Origin of the sequence: Acinetobacter sp. 1424608, from assembly GCF_000588255.1 — a bacterium.
Lineage (GTDB): Bacteria > Pseudomonadota > Gammaproteobacteria > Pseudomonadales > Moraxellaceae > Acinetobacter > Acinetobacter nosocomialis.
In genome coordinates this window covers 1-20,489 of the sequence record NZ_JFXL01000007.1, presented here as the reverse complement: position 1 = coordinate 20,489, position 20,489 = coordinate 1, and the positions used below count along the sequence as shown (strand labels likewise).

The following is a 20,489-nucleotide window of genomic DNA, read 5'->3' as shown; positions in this document are numbered from 1 at the left end:
TGATATTTTATGACTAAGAGAATTAGTTTTAACGCTTTTGAAATGAATTGTATTGCTCACCAATCTCCTGGATTATGGCGGCATCCTCAAGACCGATCTGTTGAATATAAAGATTTAGAATATTGGACAGATTTAGCTCAAATTCTTGAGCGTGGTTTTTTTGACGGTATTTTTATTGCAGATGTACTTGGCATTTACGACGTTTATCATCAAAGTGCCGAACATGCCTTAACAGGGGCAGTACAAGTTCCAGTCAATGATCCGCTACAGATTGTGCCAGCGATGGCGGCAGTCACAAAGCACTTGGGTTTTGGTGTCACAACTTCGATTTCCTTTGAGCATCCTTATCCTTTTGCTAGACGTATTAGCACGCTAGACCATTTAACCAAAGGGAGAGTTGGTTGGAATATCGTGACGTCTTATTTGGAAAGTGGTTCAAAAAACTTGGGTCTAAAAACTCAGGTTAATCATGACAATCGTTATGATATTGCTGATGAATATTTAGAAGTCCTTTATAAACTTTGGGAAGGGTCTTGGGAAGAAGGTTCGGTACTTCGTGACCGTGAAAGCGGTATCTTTGCTGACCACAAAAAAGTGCATCCAATTCAGCACGAAGGTAAATACTTTACTGTACCGGGTATCCATATTTGTGAGCCATCACCGCAGCGAACACCAGTACTTTATCAAGCGGGGGCATCTTCACGCGGGCAGAAGTTTGCTAGTCAAAATGCCGAGTGTGTATTTATTGCAGCGCCGTCTAAAATTGCCACTAAAAAAGTGGTACAGGGCATTCGCCAAAAATTGGCTCAAGAAGGTCGCGACCCGTACTCAGTTAAAATTTATGCACTTTTGTCAATTGTCACTGATGAAACAGATGCAAAAGCACAGGCTAAGTTTAAAGAATATCAAAGTTATGGAAGCTACGATGGCGCTTTAACATTGCTGTCTGGCTGGTCTGGTGTGGATTTTTCACAATACCAGCCAACGGACAAAGTTGAATATATTCAAACTAACGCGATTCAATCTTTATTAGATTCTTATGTAAATGCAGATCCAGAGCGTGTTTGGACAATTGAAGAAATTGCAAATTGGAACAGCTTAGGTGGTAATGGACCTGTGTTAGTGGGTTCGGCAGAAACCGTTTCGGATGCTTTACAGCAATGGGTTGAAGATACCGATGTTGATGGCTTTAACCTTGCCTATATTTTGGCGCATCAAACCTTTGCCGATGTGGTTGAGTTTATTGTTCCGGAGTTGCAAAAACGAGGGGTATATCAAACTTCGTATACACAAGGAACATTAAGAGAAAAATTATTTGGTGCTGGGCCATATTTGCCTGAAAATCATCGCGGTGCAAAATATCGTAATCTAAAAGAGTTAAAACTTGCTGAGGCGAGTTAATATTTTGGAAAGCCTTTAAATAAATAGCTGGTTAAATACCAGCTTTTATTTTTTCTTTTTATATCGGATTTACTGCTGAGTTAATAATGAAAAGATAATTCTATAATTTAGATTAAAACATCAGATTAATTTGTTTTTGTATGGTGCGAATAATCATTATTTTATTTCTGTGATTAAAATACAGGAATTATTAAGTGAGCACACAAGAACTCGATCATAACCACCGTTATGAAATTAAATCTCCCGATGATGTTTCACAATTAATTTCCAAATTTGCAGGGAAGGGTAAGTCGAATAAAGTTATTTGGTTGGCATTGATAGGTGTGTTTATTGATGCCTATGATTTAACAACACTGTCCTTTGGTATTGAGCAAGTCATCTCAGAGTTTTCTTTAAGCCCTGTTATGACCGGTGTGGTGGCTTCAGCAATTGTCTGCGGAACCATTGTTGGTAACCTGATTGGTGGTTGGCTGACAGATAAAATTGGCCGTTATCGAGTCTTTATGGCAGACATGGTGCTCTTTGTTATTGCTGCAATTGTCGCAGGTTTTGCACCGAATGTATGGGTTTTGATTTTAGCCAGATTTATTATGGGCATTAGTGTGGGTATTGATCTGCCTGTGGCAATGTCATACCTATCTGAGTTTTCCAAATTTAACGGAAGTAGCAACAAAGCAGCGCGTTTAGCTGCATGGTGCCCAATGTGGTACGCCGCTTCTTCGGTGTGTTTTGGTCTGGTTTTAGCGCTTTACTTTCTTTTGCCACCTGAGCATAGCAACTGGTTATGGCGAGCATCTTTAATTTTTGGAGCGGTGCCTGCATTACTCATTATCTTTATTCGCGGTAAATATTTAACTGAGTCACCCATTTGGCTTGCGAATCAAGGCGATTTAAAAGGCGCAGCTCAAGTTCTACAAGAGTCTTATGCAATTCATGCAGTCGCTACAGTTGAAAAAGTAGAAAGAACTGCTGAAAAGAAAAAGCGCGAAGGTTTTGCTGTTTTATTTAATAAAACCTATTTGCCAAGAACTATTGTGGCAATTGTGATTCATATTTCGGTGGCATTTCAGTACACCACTATTGCTTTCTTTTTACCTTCTATTTTAACGCGGTTCTTTCATACTGATGTCTTGACGACCATTACCACCACACTTGGGCTTAATTTATTGTTTGCATTTACGGGTGGGCTGTTGGGTATATTTGTTGCCAGCAGGTTTAAATCTCGTCATGTGTTGCTCACGGGTTTTTTACTTCAGTTTATTGCCCTCATTGCCTTGGCATTCATTGGTGAGCCTGGTAATAGCTTTTTACTCTACACCGCAATTGGCATGCTCGGTTTGTGGCTTTTTGCCGAAGGTTTTGGGCCAGGGGCACAAATGATGGTTTATCCAACAATGGCTTATCCTGCTTCGATTCGTGGCGTTGGGGTCGGCTTTAACCGTGCGGTAACGGGTGTTGCTCAAGCAATTGCTTTGTTTGTTTTACCGATCTGGATGGCAGGTTATAAAACCGATGTTTACCTGATTATTTCTATCTTTGCGTTTATTCCTTTAATTGTGATTGGACTGCTAATTAAGTTTGAGCCTACCGCTCAAGATGTCGATGTTATTGATGAATCTTCTCCAGAACTTTCTCTCAGTAATTCACCAGTAATCGACTAGAGTGAAAATAGATATCTAAAGAAAATAAAGGCCAACATCTGTTGACCTTTATTTTAAGCGTTAGAAGTAGTAAGCAAAAATCACAAATGCTTTTTTGTTCCATTTATTATTGGTTCCGCCAGCCGCAAGACCTTCACTGTCTCCTAGATATGGATCATGTTTACCCATCAGCAACTCGGCTTGTACAGTCAATTTTTGATAGTTGAATGCAATGCCGGGAATAAAACGGGTAGAGTCTTTAAAGCCATCTTGCTCTTTTCGATAAGAGCTGTAGTTTAAATACGGGCGAACAGAGGTAATTGGGCCAAACTGCTGAGGGAACAAATAGCTCAGTTCGGCTGAATAAATCTGACCTTTGGTTGCCGAGTTAAATGAATAATCGAAACCACCCAAGGTCAGATGATCTTTATATTGATTGTCGGCATTATCAATGTCTTGATAACCAGCCAAAAGCTGTAAATTCCATTGGTTGTAATTGGTATTACTAAAAACCGAATAGACTTGGCGATTCCCATCTTGCCCTGAACGTTTGTTTTCAATAGTGGAATACCATGCGGAGGCGCCAAGTTGGGTAGATAAATTTTCTTGTCCTAAGACATTTTTAAAGGTATGAGCACCGCGAACAACAATCGAGTTCTTTTCTTTGGTATTGGTGCCTTCTGGTACAGAGTCATCTGCATTGACAGGATTGATACTAAATCGACTCGAGTCTTTGCTTTTACCTCTATAGGTGCCACCATCGGTAGGATAAAAGGCAAATTGTGCCTCATTGATTCCATCATTGAAATCATATTTCACCCCAAGGTTGTGTACATCTTCCCAACCGGCACTATTGGCAATGCCTAAATAGTAAGTATTTCCCCAAAAGCGCCCCAAGCCAAAAGGAACAGGGTTTAAGCCAGCAATAATTTTACTGTTGTCATTAATTTTATAACCTAACCATGCATCGGTAAGCCAATTTGCATCACCTAAACGTCCATAATATTCATAAACCCGATAATCTAAACGGCCAATCCATTTCGGGGAGTTGTAGTCCAGCCATAAGACCGCGTCATTAAAGGAAAATTTACTGGTAGAAGGTTCAGAGTCAAAATCATAAACATATTTAGCCCGAACAGTACCACTCACTTTAAGTTGGCCTTCTTCAGTATTACCAAAGGTAAGCGCAGCATGACTTGAGAGGCTGAGTGTAATGAAAGACGTCGTAATTAATGTTTTTTTCAAAATTTGAGAATGTTTAAACAAAAGAATTTTTCTCCTCTTAAAAATAAAAATTAAATTTGCGTCATGTATAAACCAGAAAAAGATTTGTCCAAATCTCAATATTTGCAGAAGTTTTAAGATAAAAAGATAATAAAATCTGATCTTTATAAAAAATGGCGAAAATTGATTAGATGCAAAATGTCTAATGCGATAGGCCAAAAGAAAAAATGATTAAAGGCGAGTAGGATAAAATACTAGAGGGCATATGTCAGGCTTTTCCAATCATATGATTTGGGAATAACGTTTTTACTTATTGATATATAAGTATTTTAATTTTGTATCTATTCTATAAGATTACTTAAAATTTGCTTTTTACCAAAAGATAAAAACTTATGAAGAAAAGTTATTTATAAAAACCAGATAAGCAACTCATATTTTTTTATTTTTCATTATAAAGCCAGCTGCATACCATAGGCTTATATTATTGAAAGATCATGAAATTATGAGCACGAAGACCAAACCGCTGATTGTCACGGCAATTGTTATCGTCGCAATTGTTGCATTTATCGTATGGCAAAATAAGAAAGACAATAATACAAGTGCTTCAGTTCGTGATAACAAACCTGTTGTGATTGCTTATCAAACTGGGGTTGACCCAAGCAAAGTTGCACAGGCTAACGGAGACTATGAAAAAAATAGTCAACGTAATATTAAATGGAAAAAATTTGATGCAGGCTCAGACGTTGTTAACGCTCTGGCTTCAGGTGATGTCGTACTTGGTAATATTGGCTCAAGCCCACTTGCTGCTGCGGCAAGCCGCAATTTACCGATTGAGGTATTCTTAATTACTTCAAAACTTGGTGCGTCTGAAGCACTCGTGGTAAGTAATAAATCAGGCATTAAAACTCCTCAAGATTTAATTGGCAAAACCATTGCTGTACCTTTTGTTTCAACAACCCATTACAGCCTTTTGTCTGCACTTAAACATTGGAATATTCCAGAAGACAAAGTAAAAATTATTAACTTGCGTCCACCTGAAATTTCAGCTGCATGGGAACGTGGAGATATTGATGCTGCATATGTGTGGGAACCTGCTTTAAGTAAAGCCAAAGCATCTGGTACGGTTTTAACCGACTCAAAACAAGTCGGTGAATGGGGTGCTCCAACTTATGACTTATGGGTTGTACGTAAAGATTTTGCAGAGAAAAATCCTGACTTCTTGAAAGCTTTTGTTCAAACCACACTTGAGCAACTCGAAAAATATAACCAAGACCCAGCCGCTTACGTTAAAGATGCCGATAACGTACAAAAAATTGCGCAGCTCACAGGTTCTGATGCAAAAGATATCCCGCTTTTATTAAGTGGAAATATTTACCTTGACCACGCTCAGCAAAAACAAACGTTAGATGGTGAATTTGCGCAAAATATTTTTGATACAGCGAAATTCTTAAAAGGACAGGGCAAAGTCGATCAACTTAAAGCCGATTATAAAGGCAATGTGAATTCTTCATTTTTGCAGCCTTAAGGAGTTGTCATGAGTGTATTAGAAGCCAAACATATTCATCTGACTTTTCCTAAACAGCAAAAGCCAGTTTTACAAGACATTAACCTAACCATTGAAGAAGGCTCTTTAACCGTAATTTTAGGTGAGTCAGGTTGTGGCAAAACAACTTTGCTTAATATCTTGGCAGGATTTCAAAAGCCAAGTTCTGGTGATGTGCTTGTAAATCATGAAGTCGTAACTGGACCAGATGTAACTCGTGCTGTTGTATTTCAAGATCACGCCTTACTTCCTTGGTTGAATGTTGCAGATAATGTTGGCTTCGCTTTGCAGTTAAAAGGTTTAAAGCGTGCAGAGATTGAGAAACAAGTGAACGCAATTTTAAAAATTGTGGGTTTAAGTCACGTTGAAAAAGCCAATATTTGGGAACTTTCAGGTGGTATGAAACAACGTGTTGGTATTGCCAGAGCTTTGATCAGTCACGCGCCGTTTATTTTATTAGATGAACCTTTTGCCGCATTAGATGCTTTTACGCGTGAAAACATGCAGCAGTTAGTGCTCGATTTATGGATTCAACAAAATAAAAGCTTCTTTTTGATTACTCATGACATTGAAGAAGCATTATTACTCAGCAATCAGTTAGTTCTGATGACGGCGCATCCAGGCAAAATTGTAGAAACTCTACATCTCGATTTTGCTAATCGATATCGTCAGGGTGAGCCTATCCGCTCAATTAAATCAGATCCTCAATTTATTCAGCTCAGAGAACAGTTATTTGAAAGTTTAAGGGCACAAAAACAAAGCGGTAAGGAGGCGTTACCTACATGAACACTAAAGATAACGTCTATGAATATGACAAAGCAGAGCTAAAAATTAAGCCAGATGTGCAAACAGAAAAAGCTTCATTTTTATCGTCATTTTTTGAAAAGCACCACACTTTGGCAGTTAGCATAATCAGTGTAGGAAGTGTGGTTGCGCTCTGGTTCCTCATTACTGCTTTGCATGTCGTACCTGAACTATTTTTACCGAGTCCACAGGCAGTATGGCAAAAATTTATATCGGTTAGCCAAGAAGGCTTTATGAAGGCAACTTTGTGGCAACACTTGGCAGCCAGTATCTCACGTGTATTTTTGGCTTTGATTGCTGCTGTAGTGATTGGTGTACCACTAGGTCTATGGATGGGACTGAATAAATGGGTTCGCGCTGTTCTAGATCCTTTGGTTGAATTATTACGTCCAATTCCGCCGTTAGCTTATTTACCGTTGCTTGTAATTTGGTTCGGTATTGGCGAAACCACAAAAGTACTTTTGATTTTCTTCTCGATTTTGGCGCCAGTCATTATTAGTAGTGCACACGGTGTATTAAGCCATCAGCTGAATCGTGAACGTGCGGCATTGTCGTTAGGGGCAAGGCAGTCACAAGTCTTTTGGCATGTCATTTTACCAACGGCTTTACCTCATATTATTACCGGTATTCGTATTGGTCTTGGGGTGGGCTGGTCAACATTAGTTGCAGCAGAGTTGGTTGCAGCGGACCGCGGTATTGGTTTTATGGTGCAATCGGCAGCGCAGTTCTTAATTACCGATACGGTGATTCTGGGCATTATTGTGATTGCGATTGTCGCAGTTAGTTTTGAGCTGTTTTTACGTTGGTTACAAAAACAGTTTTCTCCTTGGTATGGTCAGCAGTTGTAGTAAAGAAGATGAATACAGTAGTAGCAAACTTAAATATAGAAGTGATCAAGCCTACCATTGGCGCAATTATTCATGATATTGATTTGAATGCGCTAAATGAACAGACAACGCAACAAATCCAGCAGGCTTTGCTTGATCATCAGGTCATTTTTTTTCGAAAGCAACAATTAGCACCACAAGCACAAGCAGACTTGGCACGTAGTTTTGGCACCTTACATGTGCACCCAATTTATCCTTCAATTGAAGATGTACCTGAGGTGATGGTGCTCGACAGTTGGAAACAAGATTTGCGTGACAATGAACTTTGGCACACAGACGTGACTTTTAGTAAAACTCCACCTTTAGGTTGTGTGTTGCAAGCCATTAAAATTCCACCTGTAGGCGGCGATACATTATGGTCGAGCAATACAGCAGCTTTTAAAGGGCTCCCGCTTGAGTTGCAGCAAAAACTACGTGGCTTAACTGCAACACACGATATTCGAAAGTCTTTTCCACTTGAGCGTTTTGCCCATAATGAAGAAGAACGTGAAAAGCTTTTGCAAACCTTTAAACGTAACCCGCCAGTGGTTCACCCAGTGGTGCGTACTCATCCGGTTACAGGTGAGCCTTTGTTGTTCGTAAGTGAAGGCTTTACTACTCGCATTAATGAGTTACCTGAACAAGAAAGTGAGCAATTACTTGATTTCTTGTTTGAACATGCGACCCAAGAGCAATTTCATTTACGCTGGAAATGGCAAGACGGTGACGTCGCGATTTGGGATAACCGTTGTACGCAACATAAAGCATTATTTGATTATGGCGATGCTCATCGCATCATGCACCGTGCAACCATTAACGGTGATGTGCCATTTTATAAAGAAGAACAACAGCCAGAGTTAGCCGAAGTTTAATTCTTTAGTTTTCAGCCGTTTCAATTCCAACTCTGAATTTTGAGCTGGAATTGAAACAATAACTCTTTAGCGCATTCCAAATCCTGACAATATGCCTGTGTAGTTCTTTACAGGAGGTGAGGCCCAATCACCAACTTTGCTGTTTTTTAAATTTAATTGAACTAGCATTTCAGCTTGTTTAACGGCTGCTGTAACGCCGTCTATAACGATTACTCCCAACTCGTTTTGTAGCTTTAGACATAAATCACTCATACCTGCACAGCCCAAAACAATCGCATCGCTTTTATCTTCTGCGAGCGCTTTTTTGCACTCATCTCGTATGGTCCGATAAGCGTCTGAGTTAGGAAGCTCCAACTCTTCAACTGCAATGTCACAAGCTCGAACATTTTTGCAAAATGGTGTAGCCCCATAGCGATGAGCCAGATGCCAGCTCATATTCACTGTGCGTTGTAAGGTGGTGACCACACTAAAACCAGTACTTACATAACTTGCAGTTCGCATAGCTGCTTCGGCAATCCCAATCACCGGTGCTGACGTCATTTCACGGGCAGCATAAAGCGCGGGATCACCAAAACAGGCAATGATATAGGCATCTACATTTAGCTGTTCACCTTGGCGGATTTCCTCTAACACACCTACGGCACTTAGTGCTTCATCATAATAACTTTCAATCGTTGCAGGGCCCATTTGAGGACTCACAGCAATAATTTGAGTACCAGAACCTGCAACTATATTTGCTGATGCTGCAATTTTGTCTGTCATGCTTTGAGTAGTATTGGGATTAATAATTTTAATTTTCATTGTACTTTTACCTTAGTCATTGCCGATTTAGCATGGCTAAGCGGTTGGTTAAGAAATCGGTAAATAACAAAACCAAATCCCATACCAATAAACCATGTGAAATTAGCTAGCCCCGATAGTTGTGGTAAAAGTACGCAGAGAATAGGAATTAATGAAGCAGGAATTAAGGCATAAAAAGCAGAGTGGTTATAGCCATTTTTGTACCAATAGGAGCCTTGAGTATCTAAAGTATATAAATCATCTACCACGATTTTCTGCTTTTTAACGAGGTAAAAATCGGCGAGCAATACACCAAAAAGTGGACCGATAAATGCACCTAAAATATCAATGGTGTAATGGATCACTTGAGGGTTATTGAACAAATTCCATGGGGTAATGAAAATTGAACCTACTGCTGCAATCATTCCACCTATACGCCAGCTAATTTTGCTTGGTGAAACATTAGAAAAATCAAAGGCAGGTGAAACAAAGTTAGCAACAATATTAATCCCAATGGTGGCAATCATTAAGGTCAAACTACCTAATATGACTACAAATGTATTATCAAGTTTTCCAACCATCTCGACAGGGTCGGTAATGAGCCTGCCATATACTGGAAGCGTTGCCGCAATACACACCACAGTAAGTAAAGAAAAGCCTAAGAAATTAATCGGTAGCCCAAGAAAGTTCCCCATTTTAATCGCGTTAAAGCTTTTGCCATAACGAGAGAAGTCGCCAAAGTTCAGCATAGGCCCTGAAAAATATGAAACAACAAGCGCAATAGCACCAATCATGACTGGTACAACCGCAAAACCGTCGTATTGAACACCGCTCAAGTTTAAATCAATATTTTGCCAGCCAGCTTTCCAGATCAGCCAAACTGCCATGGCAAACATTACGATGTAGACAGCCGGACCCGCCCAGTCAATGAACTTACGAATACTGTCCATGCCAGACCAGAAAACAATCGCTTGTAGTAGCCAAAGCAGCATGAAGCCAACCCATCCTAAATAGGAAAGCCCAAGAAAGCCATAAGTTGAAACATCGGCATAGACCCACCATTCTGGAAAGAACTTTAAAATGACCAATAAGAAAGCACTTGAGGCCAAATAGGTTTGAATGCCATACCATGCGACAGCAATAAGCCCACGGATAACAGCAGGAATATTTGCACCAAGCACACCAAAGGTTGCGCGGCAAATAACAGGATAGGGCGTACCAGTTTGTTGGCTAGACTTGGCAATCAGGTTTGTAAAAAACTGAACTATGGCAATGCCGATGAGTAAAGAGAGAAGTACCTGCCAGCTATTGAGCCCAAGTGCAAAAAGGCTCCCAGCCATGACATAACCGCCGACACTATGAACATCCGACATCCAAAAGGCAAAAATATTATAAGCGCCCCAAGTTTGCTTTTTTAAAGGAGCTAAGTCTTGATTTGTTAGCTTCGTATCATAAGAAGGCTTAATTATTGCTTCGCTATTATTCATCTTGAACACTCACTTCCCTATGTTGGGCGGGCACGTTCTTCAGCAGCTTGAAATTCTGACTAAAAGAATGAAATTAAAATTGTGCACAATATATTGTTTGGATTGTGCACAATTTTATTGAGCAAAAGTTATGCCAAACTTGAGATGTAATATTGATGAGTGATTTAGCTTGATACGATTTCGGAATATGAATAGACAAATTTATAAACTGAGACGTGCTTAATTTTTTATAAAAAGTAAATAAATTTAGGTGTATAAGTAGATATTTAGAGATCTAATATTGAATTGTTCAGCTCAGTATATATATTGTGAAAGTTAGAGAAATATTCCCAAATGCTTAAGTTAAACTTACACTCTTCAAAAGAGATAAAGTTCTAAAAAGGGGGACGTTAATAAAAATGGAGAAATCAATGTCATCGAGTGCACCAAAAAAAGCCGTAGAAATGAGCAATGATGAAATTGATGACCATATATATAACGCTATTGTAGATGCTATTTTAAATCGACAACTTGCCCCTGGTGCACGTTTAGTTGAAGCACCCTTATGTGAAGCATTTGGTGTAACACGAGGCATGTTAAGACGTGTTTTTGTCAAACTTGCCCATGATAAGGTTATTGAAATTCAGCCCAATCGTGGGGCACTCATCGCAAAACATAGTGCTCATGAAACAAAAGAGGTCTTTGAAGCGCGCAGCATGCTTGAAATTGCCACTGTAAAAAAGCTGGCTCAAAAGTCACATAGCTTAGATTTTGGTGAGCTTCGAGGCTTGGTCGATCAAGAGTCTAAAGAGCGTTTAGCTGGAAATTGGGCTGAGTGGATTAAGCTATCAGGTCAATTTCATTTAAAGCTAATTGAAGCTAATCAAAATAGCATTATGTCTAGTTATTTGCAGACGCTTATTGCGAGAACTTCGTTATTAATTGGATTGTATGAGATTCCAAAACATAATAATTGTTCGGCAGATGAACACCGTGCAATTTTAGATGCCATTGAACAAAGCGATGAAAAGCGCGCAACTCAATTGATGGAAGAGCATTTAGAACACTACGCAACCACATTTATTGAAGAAAACAGTACAGTGTCTGCAGAGCAAAATTTATTAAATTTATTTAAAAATAAGAAGATTGAAACGCCGCAAACTAACTAAAAATCGTGGGCCAATTTCTATGGAAAAGGCCCAGATTGGTTATTCTATGGGAACGATTTGACGTGTTAAAAAATCAATAAATAGTTTTACTTTCTTCGATAAAATCTTACGGTTTGGCCATGTGACATATAAATGAAGCGGCTGACTGGTGTAGTCCTCCAAACATTTCTGTAATTTGCCTTCTTTGTAATAAGGCTCTGCAATAAACTCTGGAAGAAAAACGATACCGTGATTCTTTAGACACATATCTAATAATAATTCCCCATTATTACACGTCATCACAGGGAAGCAATTAAAGGACACTTCTTTTTGATCTTTTTGGAAAATCAATTTTTTATGTCGGCTATCTTGATAGTAAATTAGAAACTTGTGTTCTTTAAGTTCTTCTAAAGAGGTTGGAAGGCCATGCTGATTAAAATACTCCGGTGTTGCATATAAATATCGTTGATAGGTATTTAATATTTTACTATTTGCCAAATTTGGAGGTGAACCATCTACACGAATGGTTAAATCAAATTTATTATTATTTGTGTCTAATAGCTGATCAGTCATGAATAAATCAATTTTGATACTGGGATATTTCTCTATAAAGTCTGAAATGATATGTTGAAGAAAAATATTGCTAAAAGACATGGGGGTATTGAGCTTAAGTTCGCCTTCAGGGTACTGCTGATTGTAGCTAATTTCATAAGCAGCCCATTCAAACTCACTTAAAATGACTTTACTATGTTGATAAAATTTTTCCCCACAAGAGGTGAGATTCATCTGTCTTGTTGTTCTGGTTAACAGTGTGGTTTTCAGGTCATTTTCAAGGTAGCAAACACGTTTGGCCACTAAGTCACGAGAGATGTCGAGTGCTCTGGCTGCGCTACTAAAATTCCCATGTTCTACGACACTTACAAAAGTGGAAATACAGTCTAATCGATCCATGGATAAGCGAAAGTTAAAAAATATATATCTATGATTAAACTATAAAAATTAAAAAGCAATCATTGTTTTGATTGTATTCGTACAGCATACAGATTCGAGCTGATTTGCTGTCTATGTTTTTACATTTTTATCTGCTTTGATAATAAGCAGAAGGCAGTTTTAAAAGCCTCATTTAAGGAATAATGGAGTTTACCCATGAATAAATCACTTTTAGAACAATTATCACCAACGAATTGTCAGGTTATTTTTATTGATCATCAGCCACAAATGGCTTTTGGGGTACAGTCAATAGATCGCCAAGTATTAAAAAATAATACGGTCGGGTTAGCAAAAGCAGCTAAAACATTCAATATTCCTGTCACCATTACCACGGTTGAAACTGAAAGCTTCTCCGGTCATACCTATCCAGAACTTTTAGACGTATTTCCAGATGCTCCATTACTAGAACGTACTTCAATGAATTCATGGGATGACCAAAAAGTACGTGATTCACTTGCAAAAAATAATCGTAAAAAAGTAATCGTTTCAGGTTTGTGGACTGAAGTGTGCAATAACACCTTTGCTTTCGGTGCCATGCTTGAAGGTGATTATGAAATTTATATGGTCGCAGATGCCTCTGGTGGTACATCGAAAGAAGCACATGACTATGCCATGCAACGTATGATTCAAGCAGGTGTTGTTCCGGTAACTTGGCAACAAGTATTACTTGAGTGGCAACGTGATTGGGCAAATCGCGATACTTATGATGCAGTCATGGCAATTGTACGCGAACATTCAGGTGCTTACGGTATGGGTGTGGACTATGCTTATACCATGGTACATAAGGTGCCTGAACGTACAACTTCAAAACACGAAGTACTTGCACCAGTTCCTGCAAAATAAAACACTAATGATTTAGGTAAAGGCATGTCTAGTATTCAATATTTAAGTGATATTAATACAGATATGCCTTTATTTTTTAGAACAATAATTCACAAGAATGGAGTTCAGAATGACCGAAATAAGCCTTATACTCAAAAACGGTAAAATCACAACATTAGATCCTCAGAACCCGGAAGTACAAGCAATTGCGATTGCAGATGGTAAAGTTCTCCGCACGGGTACAAATGATGAGATCATGAAGCTCGTAACACCAACAAGTAAAGTTGTAGACCTAAATGGTCGTCGTGTTATACCGGGGCTAAATGACAGTCATTTGCATATTATTCGTGGTGGTCTCAATTACAATATGGAGTTGCGCTGGGAAGGTGTGCCATCCGTTGCCGATGCGTTACGCTTACTCAAAGAACAAGCAGACAATACTCCAGCTCCACAATGGGTTCGTGTAGTAGGTGGTTGGACTGAGTTCCAGTTTGCCGAAAAGCGTTTACCGACTTTAGAAGAAATTAATAAAGCTGCGCCAGATACTCCTGTATTCGTTTTACATCTATATGCCAGTGCAATGCTCAACCGAGCCGCGCTTGATGTATTAGGCTTTAACAAAGACACGCCAGACCCGCCGGGTGGCAAGATTGTAAGAGATGAAAAAGGTGAGCCAACAGGACTGTTGCTCGCAACGCCATCCGCTATGATTTTGTATTCAACCTTAGGTAAAGCACCGAAATTGCCAGTTGAAGATCAAGTCAATTCAACTCGTCATTTCATGCGTGAGCTGAACCGATTAGGCATTACTTCTGCAATTGATGCAGGCGGTGGCGGTCAAAATTATCCTGAAGATTATGATGTGATTAAGCAATTACACGACCAAAATCAAATGACCGTACGTATTGCTTATAACCTATTTGCTCAAAAGGCAGGCCAAGAGCTTGATGACTATCGCCGCTGGACAGAAATGACATTTCCGGGCGATGGTGATGAACTATTTAGAATGAATGGAGCCGGTGAAAACCTGACGTGGTCTGCGGGTGACTTTGAAGATTTCTATGAGCCACGTCCAGATTTACCAGAAAAAATGGAAGGCGAACTCGAAGCCATTGTAGAGCACTTGGCTGAAAAGAAATGGCCATTCCGTATTCATGCAACTTATGATGAAAGTATTAGTCGGTTACTGAATGTATTTGAGCGCGTAAATGCCAAACAGCCATTTGCGACCCGATTTATTATTGATCATGCCGAAACTGTATCTGAGCGCAATATCGAGCGTATTGGTGCGTTGGGTGGCGGTATTGCCATTCAACACCGTATGGCATATCAAGGTGAAATTTTCGTAAAACGTTATGGTGTCGAAGCCGCTCAGGCAACGCCACCAGTTAAAAAAATGTTAGAACTCGGTGTTCCTGTGGGTGCGGGAACAGATGCGACTCGTGTTGCGTCTTATAACCCTTGGGTGTGTTTGTATTGGCTGACTACAGGTAAAACAGTGGGTGGCTTACCGCTCTATGATGAAAAAAATCTATTAGACCGTCAAACAGCCCTAAAACTCTGGACTAAAGGTTCGGCGTGGTTCTCAGGTGAAAAAGATATCAAAGGTTCACTCACAGCAGGTGAACTTGCTGACTTGGTTGTGCTGTCAGATGACTACTTCAAAGTTGAAGCAGAAGATATCCAGTGGATTGAGTCTGTACTCACTGTTTTAGGTGGCAAGGTGGTGTACGCAGGAGCAGAATTCAAGCAGGATGATCCGCCGTTACCACCAGCTTCACCAACATGGTCGCCAGTAAAACGTTTTGGTGGTCAGTGGCGGTTATCTGAAAATCGTAATGCGCCTTCCAATGAGTCACTACAGTCACAAAGTGCATTGTGTGCATGTGCTAGCAGCTGTGGCATGCATGGACACAGCCACGCTTGGATGCTTGATGTTCCTGTAAACGATAAAGATAAAAAGTCTTTCTGGGGTGCACTAGGGTGCTCGTGTTTTGCATTTTAAATAAAACAGTATGGGAACCTGCCGCTTTAAATAGCTTGGTTTTCTAAGGTATGTACCATGAAAATGTACTTATTATCTTTGGCTGTAGGGTTACTCGTTGGTGTCTTATATTATGTTTTAAATGTGAAGTCACCAGCTCCACCTCTTGTTGCATTAGTTGGTTTATTGGGCATGGTAATAGGAGAGCAGCTGCTTCCTTTTATTAAATCCTATTTTTAATCCGTTTCATTCAAAAAAGCTAAGTGGTGCCATGCCATTTAGCTTTTTATATTGGTAAGTGTCTTCAATTACTTTATACGATGGCCTTGCTCATCAATAATCACTTCACCATCTTCTTTTGCAAAATAGCCTAAGTTTTTTGAATCTAAAATGTCCAGTACAACCTCAGAAGGGCGGCAAAGTCGTGTGCCTTTTGGTGTAACCACAAATGGGCGATTAATTAAAATTGGATACTGCACCATAAAGTCAATTAACTGTTCATCGGTCCAATGGTCTTGTTCTAACTCTAATTCTTTATAGGGATCAACATTTTTACGAATGGCTTCCCGTACAGTTAAGCCTGAATCCTGAATGAGTTGGATTAGTTCATCTTTACTTGGAGGTGTTTGTAAATATTCAATAACAATAGGCTCAAACCCGGCATGACGAATAAGCGCCAATGTATTTCGTGAGGTTCCGCAAGCAGGGTTATGGTAAATCTTCACTAGCTCAGTCATGGTAAATTTATTGTCAAATTAAGATATTGCATTTATATATGGATATCCGTATATTTGCAATAACGAATATATTCTGTTGAAGATATGCTCAACCAAGTCGATTTTTTTAAATGTTTATCTGATCAAACTCGGTTAAACATTCTTAAATTAGTTCTAAACAAACAAAATATTTGTGTGTGTGAGCTCACCGAACAACTCGAGTTGAGCCAACCCAAAATTTCTCGACACTTAGCCTTACTAAGAACTCATGGCGTATTACTGGATGAAAGAAAAGGCCAGTGGGTCTATTACAGCTTAAATCCTGATTTACCTATATGGGCTTTAGATATTTTAAAGGTGATAGAAAATGACGAGATTGAGAAAAGGGTAAAACAACAAGATCAGCCTTCTATAACTACAACGTGCTGTGATTAATCTTTCTAGATTTCTGTCTTAAAAATTCGGATTTTCTTAGCATAAATGTATTAGTCATTTGTGTGTATTGAACAAAATTAATCAATTCTTTCTTCGAGTAAAACATGACCAAACAAGGACTTTCCTTTTTAGACCGAAATCTAACGCTATGGATTTTTATAGCCATGGCTTTAGGTTTAGCGATTGGAGTTTTCTTTCCTCAGGCATCTGTGTCTTTAAATAAGTTAAGTGTAGATAACGTTAATATTCCAATTGCAATCGGCTTAATTTTGATGATGTATCCACCTTTAGCAAAGGTTGATTATGCTGCGTTACCAGAAGTATTTAAGGATAAGAAAACCTTAACTTTATCGTTGGTACAGAACTGGATTATTGCTCCAGTTTTAATGTTTATCCTTGCGATTGTTTTTTTGCATAACTATCCAGAGTATATGACAGGCCTTATTTTAATTGGCTTAGCACGTTGTATTGCAATGGTATTGGTCTGGAATGGCTTAGCTTGTGGAGACAACCAATACGTTGCAGCATTGGTTGCCTTTAATAGTATTTTTCAGATTTTATTTTTTAGCACCTATGCATGGTTGTTCTTAACTTTCTTGCCGCCATATTTTGGTGTGGCAGGGCAAGTGATTGATGTCAATTTCTGGACCATTACCCATGCTGTTTTAGTGTATTTGGGTATTCCATTTTTAATGGGATTCTTAACTCGTTTGCTTTTAGTTAAATTAAAAGGGTTAGATTGGTATCAAACCAAGTTTTTGCCAAAGATCAGTCCATTAAGTTTAATCGCATTACTTTTTACCATTGTTGCTATGTTTAGCCTAAAAGGTGGTGATGTGGTGAACTTACCTTTAGATGTATTACGTATTGCGATTCCACTGACGATTTACTTTGTGGTGATGTTCTTTATCAGCTTTTTTATGAGTAAACGGATGGGGAATAACTACCCACGTACCACTGCTATTTCATTTACCGCAGCGGGAAACAACTTTGAGTTGGCTTTAGCCGTAGCCATTGCAACTTTTGGTTTGGCATCACCAGTTGCTTTTACTACAGTGATCGGGCCATTGGTTGAAGTACCAGTGCTGATCTCACTGGTTTCGGTTTCGCTTTGGTTAAAGAAAAAGTATTACTCTTAAAAAATCGCAAAATTTATTTGAACTATTTTCTAAAGATCACTAAAAAAGTGCCTATATATAGGCACTTTTTATTGTCTGGCTTTTAAACTTAAGTCATTGTCGGTAAAAGTTTTTGCATGAGTTCAATGAAGTTTGAAACTTTAGCTGATTTTTCATTTTCTCTAGTAATCAAGTAAATAGGCGCATTTAGTTTTATCGAATCATCAAACTCGCGATAGACAATTTCATGGTCCCAAAAGTTATGCATTGATGCTGGTACAATACTAATTCCAATACCAGCAGCCACTAAATTGAGCGTCGCAGTAGGACGCGGTGCTTCTTGAATAATGCGTGGACTAAATCCTGCTTGATAGCAGCTATATAAAATATTGTCATATAAGCCTTGCCCTGAAGAGCGACGGTATAAAACAAAATTTTCCTCTGACAAGTTACTTAAACTAATTTTTTTCTTCTGTGTAAGCGGATGACCGATAGGTAAGGCCACCACCATTGGCTCGTCTAATATATGAAGATGCTTCAAACCAATATCTCGGCTAATCGGCGCTCTTAAAAAAGCAATATCAAGTTTTTCTGAAATTAACCAGTCCAGTTGCTTTTGACTGCCTGCTTCTTCCAGTTTGGTTTGCACAGCAGGGTACATTTCCCGATACGAACGTAATACAAGTGAAATGAGCGGATGTAAACCTGCGGAACTTGTAAAACCAATATTAAGCTGTCCAGTTTTACCTTGGCTAACGTCTTGGACCAATTTGGGAATATGGCGGGCATGCTCTAATAAAAGTTGTGCTTCTTTAAATAGTGCTAAACCTGCTTCTGTCGGTTCAATCCCACGCGGTTGACGAATAAGTAACTGTGTACCGAGTTCTTCTTCAAGTTTTTTGAGTAAACGCGTTAGAGGAGGCTGTTGAATAAACAAACGGTTTGCTGCATGCGTAATGTTTCTTTCTTCAACCACTACAACAAAGGCATGAAGCTTATGTAAATCAAGCATAGAAATACCTTTAGGGTATGGTTAACGAAAATAAAAGCATTTGTAGATATATCACAAAAGTATCATTCTATCTTGGTCAGATAAAGTGAAAAGTAACGAAAATGAACCATGTTGAGATTGCCGTGCAGAAGGAGAGTGTACCCACCTGCACAGAGTTATTTTTAGGTTTTTTAACATTAGGTTTAATGGGATTTGGTGGTGTTTTGCCTTTAGCCCGCAAAGTTATTGTAGAGCAAAGGCAATGGCTAAGTCCTGAAAAGTTCACCGAGTTACTTGGTTTGTGTCAATTTTTACCAGGCGGCAATATTATTAATTTATCTGTTGCGATTGGCATGGAGTTTCGCGGTGTCCGTGGAGCAGTGAGCTCACTTATTGGTTTGATTCTTGCCCCTACCGTAATTGTTGTACTTTTACATTATGTTTATGAACAGTTCCAAGATAACTTGATGGTTAAGCATCTTTTCGAAGGTTTAGGGGCAGCAGCAGCTGGGCTTTTGGTTGCAACTGGATTGAAAATGATTAAGCCTTTATTACGTAATCCAATAGCGATGTGTGTTGTCGTAGCTGCAATTGTCAGTATTGCTTTTCTAAAAGTTCCTTTACTTTTGACTATGTTGATTTTATTGGCACTTTATTCATCTATTATTTGGAGACGTGTGTAATGGGCGCAGTTCTACTTGCTTTAGCGATCATTTTTACTCAGTTGTCTCTTATTGCATTTGGTGGCGGGAATACAATTTTACCTGAAATGCAACGCCAAGTAGTCGACATTCATCATTGGATGACGGCACAAGAATTTAGTGCTTTGTTTGCCATGGCGCAAGCAGCTCCTGGTCCAAACATGATGATTGTACCGTTGGTGGGATGGCATGTAGCAGGGTTATCAGGTTTACTTGTGGCTTCCACTGCTAAATTTTTACCGTCATCTCTTATTACTGTATTTGTAATGAGAGGCTGGTCTAAGTTTAAAGAAAAAAAATGGCGCCGTGTTTTACAGCTTGCTTTACAACCTGTCACTGTGGGGACTGTGCTTGCCAGTGCTTGGATTATTTCTGAGGCGGCAGCAATAAATACTTTACTTATCATTATGGTAGTCATTGCGACTTTATTATCTTTAATTAAAAAAGTTCATCCCTTGCATGTTTTGATTGCTGGGGCTGTATTTGGTGTCGTGTTGCTCTAGTTGACCAGTTTGCCGATCTGCGGTGGGATAAGTTCAGGTTGGCTTTTTTTGATTTGAAGTAAGTAATAATAAAATCTAAAAAACCGATCAAATACATAAAAACATACTGTTTTACCTATTCATTGTTTTCACGTACTATGCATCTATTGAAAGAATTTGGATGCATTGGAGTAAAAACAGATGTTAGATCAAAACATTAAAACTCAATTAAAAGCTTACCTAGAACGTTTAGAAAGTCCAATCGAATTAGTTGCTGCTTTAGATGAATCAGATAAAGCTGCCCAAATTAAAGAATTAGTAACTGAAATCGCTGAGCTTTCTGACAAAGTGACTGCACGTTTTGACGGTAACAATACACGTCGTCCAAGCTTTGGTGTGGCTAAAGCAGGTGAACAGCCTCGTGTGTTCTTTGCAGGCTTACCAATGGGACATGAGTTTACATCTTTGATCTTGGCTCTGTTACAAGTGTCTGGCTATGCACCTAA

Annotated in this window: 21 protein-coding genes; 15 read left to right on the top strand and 6 right to left on the bottom strand. The window is 39.0% G+C overall.

Annotated features, from left to right (window positions below; all coding sequences use genetic code 11):
* Positions 1-9 precede the first annotated feature (9 nt).
* Positions 10-1,401: an LLM class flavin-dependent oxidoreductase gene (locus tag J678_RS12750; RefSeq protein WP_001986580.1), complete on the top strand. Its 1,392-nt coding sequence runs from the start codon at positions 10-12 to the stop codon at positions 1,399-1,401.
* A gap of 194 nt (positions 1,402-1,595) precedes the next feature.
* Positions 1,596-3,062 (top strand): MFS transporter, encoded by a 1,467-nt coding sequence (locus tag J678_RS12745; RefSeq protein WP_017392922.1) that lies wholly within the window; start codon positions 1,596-1,598, stop codon positions 3,060-3,062.
* A 60-nt stretch (positions 3,063-3,122) separates the two neighbouring features.
* On the opposite strand, the gene J678_RS12740 is transcribed toward J678_RS12745, so the two are convergent.
* Positions 3,123-4,307 (bottom strand): hypothetical protein, encoded by a 1,185-nt coding sequence (locus J678_RS12740; protein WP_017392921.1) that lies wholly within the window; start codon positions 4,305-4,307, stop codon positions 3,123-3,125.
* Between the two features lie 442 nt (positions 4,308-4,749).
* Here J678_RS12740 and tauA point away from each other — a divergent pair, with 442 nt between their 5' ends.
* Genes tauA through tauD form a run of 4 tightly spaced genes read left to right on the top strand, consistent with a single transcriptional unit; the run spans position 4,750 to position 8,350 of the window.
* The gene (gene tauA, locus J678_RS12735; protein ID WP_025466113.1) at positions 4,750-5,790 is read left to right on the top strand and encodes a taurine ABC transporter substrate-binding protein; all 1,041 of its coding nucleotides are present in this window, start codon (positions 4,750-4,752) and stop codon (positions 5,788-5,790) included.
* Between the two features lie 9 nt (positions 5,791-5,799).
* Complete coding sequence (locus tag J678_RS12730; protein ID WP_017392919.1) at positions 5,800-6,594, top strand: taurine ABC transporter ATP-binding protein; 795 nt, start codon at positions 5,800-5,802, stop codon at positions 6,592-6,594.
* Positions 6,591-7,460: a taurine ABC transporter permease TauC gene (gene tauC / locus J678_RS12725; RefSeq protein WP_017392918.1), complete on the top strand. Its 870-nt coding sequence runs from the start codon at positions 6,591-6,593 to the stop codon at positions 7,458-7,460. Before J678_RS12730 ends, tauC begins: the two co-directional genes overlap by 4 nt.
* 8 nt (positions 7,461-7,468) lie before the next feature.
* On the top strand, positions 7,469-8,350 hold the full coding sequence (gene tauD / locus J678_RS12720; RefSeq protein WP_017392917.1) for a taurine dioxygenase: 882 nt from the start codon (positions 7,469-7,471) through the stop codon (positions 8,348-8,350).
* A gap of 66 nt (positions 8,351-8,416) precedes the next feature.
* Here tauD and J678_RS12715 read toward each other — a convergent pair whose 3' ends face one another.
* Both J678_RS12715 and J678_RS12710 read right to left on the bottom strand, forming a co-directional pair.
* Entirely contained in the window at positions 8,417-9,151 is a 735-nt protein-coding gene (locus J678_RS12715; RefSeq protein WP_017392916.1) for an aspartate/glutamate racemase family protein, read from the bottom strand.
* Positions 9,148-10,617, bottom strand: coding sequence for an NCS1 family nucleobase:cation symporter-1 (locus tag J678_RS12710; protein WP_017392915.1), 1,470 nt, complete (start codon positions 10,615-10,617; stop codon positions 9,148-9,150). Before J678_RS12710 ends, J678_RS12715 begins: the two co-directional genes overlap by 4 nt.
* Positions 10,618-11,015: 398 nt before the next feature.
* On the opposite strand from J678_RS12710, the gene J678_RS12705 reads away from it, so the two are divergent.
* Positions 11,016-11,765: a GntR family transcriptional regulator gene (locus J678_RS12705; protein ID WP_017392914.1), complete on the top strand. Its 750-nt coding sequence runs from the start codon at positions 11,016-11,018 to the stop codon at positions 11,763-11,765.
* Between the two features lie 39 nt (positions 11,766-11,804).
* On the opposite strand, the gene J678_RS12700 is transcribed toward J678_RS12705, so the two are convergent.
* On the bottom strand, positions 11,805-12,695 hold the full coding sequence (locus J678_RS12700) for a LysR family transcriptional regulator (RefSeq protein ID WP_017392913.1): 891 nt from the start codon (positions 12,693-12,695) through the stop codon (positions 11,805-11,807).
* Positions 12,696-12,890: 195 nt separating this feature from the next.
* On the opposite strand from J678_RS12700, the gene J678_RS12695 reads away from it, so the two are divergent.
* The 3 genes from J678_RS12695 to J678_RS23050 all read left to right on the top strand — a co-directional run bounded on the left by J678_RS12695 (position 12,891) and on the right by J678_RS23050 (position 15,780).
* Entirely contained in the window at positions 12,891-13,577 is a 687-nt protein-coding gene (locus tag J678_RS12695) for a hydrolase (protein ID WP_017392912.1), read from the top strand.
* A gap of 109 nt (positions 13,578-13,686) precedes the next feature.
* Positions 13,687-15,561: an amidohydrolase gene (locus tag J678_RS12690; protein WP_017392911.1), complete on the top strand. Its 1,875-nt coding sequence runs from the start codon at positions 13,687-13,689 to the stop codon at positions 15,559-15,561.
* Positions 15,562-15,618: 57 nt separating this feature from the next.
* Positions 15,619-15,780, top strand: a complete 162-nt coding sequence (locus tag J678_RS23050) for a DUF1427 family protein (RefSeq protein ID WP_000784879.1) — start codon at positions 15,619-15,621, stop codon at positions 15,778-15,780.
* 68 nt (positions 15,781-15,848) lie between these two features.
* Here the strand turns inward: J678_RS23050 and arsC are convergent, their stop codons facing one another.
* Positions 15,849-16,277 (bottom strand): arsenate reductase (glutaredoxin), encoded by a 429-nt coding sequence (gene arsC, locus J678_RS12680; protein ID WP_017392910.1) that lies wholly within the window; start codon positions 16,275-16,277, stop codon positions 15,849-15,851.
* 84 nt (positions 16,278-16,361) lie between these two features.
* Here arsC and J678_RS12675 point away from each other — a divergent pair, with 84 nt between their 5' ends.
* Positions 16,362-16,691 carry a metalloregulator ArsR/SmtB family transcription factor gene (locus tag J678_RS12675; protein ID WP_017392909.1) on the top strand — a complete coding sequence of 110 codons (330 nt, stop codon included), beginning with the start codon at positions 16,362-16,364 and terminating at the stop codon, positions 16,689-16,691.
* Positions 16,692-16,795: 104 nt separating this feature from the next.
* Positions 16,796-17,830 (top strand): ACR3 family arsenite efflux transporter, encoded by a 1,035-nt coding sequence (gene arsB / locus J678_RS12670; protein ID WP_017392908.1) that lies wholly within the window; start codon positions 16,796-16,798, stop codon positions 17,828-17,830.
* Between the two features lie 88 nt (positions 17,831-17,918).
* Here the strand turns inward: arsB and J678_RS12665 are convergent, their stop codons facing one another.
* Positions 17,919-18,821 (bottom strand): LysR family transcriptional regulator, encoded by a 903-nt coding sequence (locus J678_RS12665; protein WP_017392907.1) that lies wholly within the window; start codon positions 18,819-18,821, stop codon positions 17,919-17,921.
* A 101-nt stretch (positions 18,822-18,922) separates the two neighbouring features.
* On the opposite strand from J678_RS12665, the gene J678_RS12660 reads away from it, so the two are divergent.
* From J678_RS12660 to J678_RS12650, 3 genes are all read left to right on the top strand, one after another.
* Positions 18,923-19,483: a chromate transporter gene (locus J678_RS12660; RefSeq protein ID WP_004709256.1), complete on the top strand. Its 561-nt coding sequence runs from the start codon at positions 18,923-18,925 to the stop codon at positions 19,481-19,483.
* A complete protein-coding gene (locus J678_RS12655; RefSeq protein ID WP_017392906.1) occupies positions 19,483-20,004 on the top strand; it encodes a chromate transporter in 522 nt (173 codons plus the stop codon). The genes J678_RS12660 and J678_RS12655 overlap by 1 nt, the downstream gene beginning before the upstream one ends.
* A gap of 180 nt (positions 20,005-20,184) precedes the next feature.
* On the top strand, positions 20,185-20,489 hold a 305-nt coding region (locus J678_RS12650), incomplete at its 3' end, for a hypothetical protein (RefSeq protein ID WP_017393281.1).